Genomic DNA, 2,372 nt, shown 5'->3' with positions numbered 1-2,372 from the left:
GTATAGATTACTGAATGATTTTCAAATAAAAGGAACTTCTCCAGATATTACATAAAAAAACATACACTTATTAGAGCGTATAGTGATAAAGAGTTGGATTTGGGTAAATTTATACCTTGTCGGCTGTAATAAAAAATAGATAAATCAACTATATCTTACGTAGTAAATTTAGCAATTGTAGTCAGCGAGCATGCCTCTCTATTTTTGTACAGTGCCATTTTGTAAGATTATATCTACTGTTTTTAAGACAAATTCTATAGATGCCATAGTCATTGAGCAGCTATTTCTGGTGACTAAGGTTACTAAACTTACTTCTTCAGAGAGGAAATTTTTCAAAATTACCTTGTAGAGTTACAAGATAATAGTTGCTGGCGTAATATGTTTTGTGCCAAGTTAAATTAGGTAATGGCCACCAATGCCTCCGTCTATCTTAAGGTTGGCTTTGTCTCCTCAACATACTGATTTGCTCCATCTCGAATGCAAAAAGTTTGGTAACTAGTTTAGTGAGTTAATGTGCTGGAAGATGCATTTGTGGTGGACTACAGGATAAGAAAATAGTATCATAAAAAGAGCCATTTGCTACAGCGATACAAAAGCCGTTCGCTAGAACACTGAACGAAGGGTTTGTAAATTTCCCATCGCTAAAGTAATTTGTCCAATAAATTGCTATATACTATTGCTTACGCTAGCAATTGTAACTACAAGCAATTTCTCACACGTACACTCACAACCATCCCTCTCTATGAAACTCAGTATTCAAAACCTCTCTAAGACCTACGCCAACGGCACGCAGGCACTCAATAACATATCGCTGACCATTCCGCAGGGTATGTTCGGCCTACTCGGTCCCAATGGTGCGGGTAAGTCTACCCTGATGCGTACGATTGCTACCTTACAGGATGCCGACACTGGTACCATCATGCTAGACGACCTAGATGTAACGACCAACAAGCAGGCTATTCGCGAGAGGTTAGGCTACCTGCCCCAAGATTTTGGCTTGTACCCCCGCATTAATGCTGAGGTTATGCTCGACCATATTGCCCAGATGAAGGGCGTAGGCAATAAAAAAGATCGTAAGTATTTGGTAGAATCGCTGCTCAACAAAGTAAACCTATACAGCCACCGTAAGAAAGCATTGGGTACCTACTCCGGGGGGATGCGGCAGCGGTTTGGCATTGCTCAAGCTTTAGTTGGAAACCCCTCACTGATTATTGTGGATGAACCCACTGCTGGTCTTGACCCTTCGGAGCGGAATCGCTTCTACAATTTGCTAAGTGAAATCGGTGAAAACACCATCGTTATTTTATCTACTCATATCGTGGAGGATGTGAGTACACTCTGTTCCAACATGGCAATCATTTGCGCGGGTGAATTGCTTATGCAGGGCAAGCCTAAGGAAGGTATTGCTTCACTAAAAAGTAGAATCTACAAAAAGGCGGTAGAAAAAGAAGCACTGGAAAGCTACAAATCTGACTACCAGGTGATTTCTACCAAGCTGATAGAAGGTCGGTTGAGCCTACGAATAGAGAGTGACAACGATCCAGGCAATGGTTTTGAACCGGCTCAAACCGATCTGGAAGATGTGTACTTTAGCCATATCTCCAGAAAAGTAGATCCTATCACTCTTTGAGCTACCCCTATGTTTTGGAATATATTTGTCTTTGAACTCAAGTACCGCTTCAGCCGACCGGCTACTTACATCTATTTCGCCTTACTTACGATAGTTGGGCTACTACTGATCGCCTCGGGTAGCACTCCGGCTTCCGAAAAGGTATTTCACAATGCTCCGGTAGTAATTGCTAATTTGCAGCTCCTCATTTCGTTGTTCGCTATTATGCTAGCTTCGGCGGTAATGGGCGTGCCGCTCTACCGGGATTTAGAACATAAGACCGGTACTTTCTTATTTAGCTACCCCATTAGCAAAACTGCGTACTTTATGGGTCGCTTTTGGGGTTCCTTTGTCACGCTTACGTTCATCTCGCTAGGCGTGGTGCTGGGTATCTTTTTAGGTAGTATTATTGGCCCGACCACTGGCTGGACCGACGCGCTACGCTACGGCCCGAACACTTGGGCTAACTATTTTCACCCCTGGTTCACTTTGATGCTGCCGAACCTCTGGCTGGCAGCTACCCTCTTCTTTGCGGTGATTATCTTCACCCGTAACATCAAGTCGATTTACTCCGGGGGCATTATAGTATTTATCGCCTATCTGCTGGCTAACTTTCTGGCTCAAGACGTAGAAAACCAGGACTTAGTACAGATTATTGACCCTTTTGGACTGAATACCTTTAGCTACCAGACCCGCTACCTTACCCCCTTTGAGCAGAATAGCTTCCTTCTTCCCGTGGAAGGCAACTTGCTCTACAATAGAC

General features: G+C 43.3%; 2 protein-coding genes. Both read left to right on the top strand.

Features of this window, described 5'->3' with window-relative positions; translation table 11 throughout:
- Positions 1-742: 742 nt before the first annotated feature.
- Positions 743-1,630: an ABC transporter ATP-binding protein gene (locus WBA23_RS14665; RefSeq protein ID WP_424583029.1), complete on the top strand. Its 888-nt coding sequence runs from the start codon at positions 743-745 to the stop codon at positions 1,628-1,630.
- Between the two features lie 9 nt (positions 1,631-1,639).
- The coding region (locus WBA23_RS14660; RefSeq protein ID WP_424583028.1) for an ABC transporter permease at positions 1,640-2,372 on the top strand (733 nt) is incomplete at its 3' end.

This window comes from Tunicatimonas sp., from assembly GCF_049647865.1.
Lineage (GTDB): Bacteria > Bacteroidota > Bacteroidia > Cytophagales > Cyclobacteriaceae > Tunicatimonas.
Note: the sequence above shows the minus strand (reverse complement) of the source record. Positions and strands in the feature narration are given on the sequence as shown.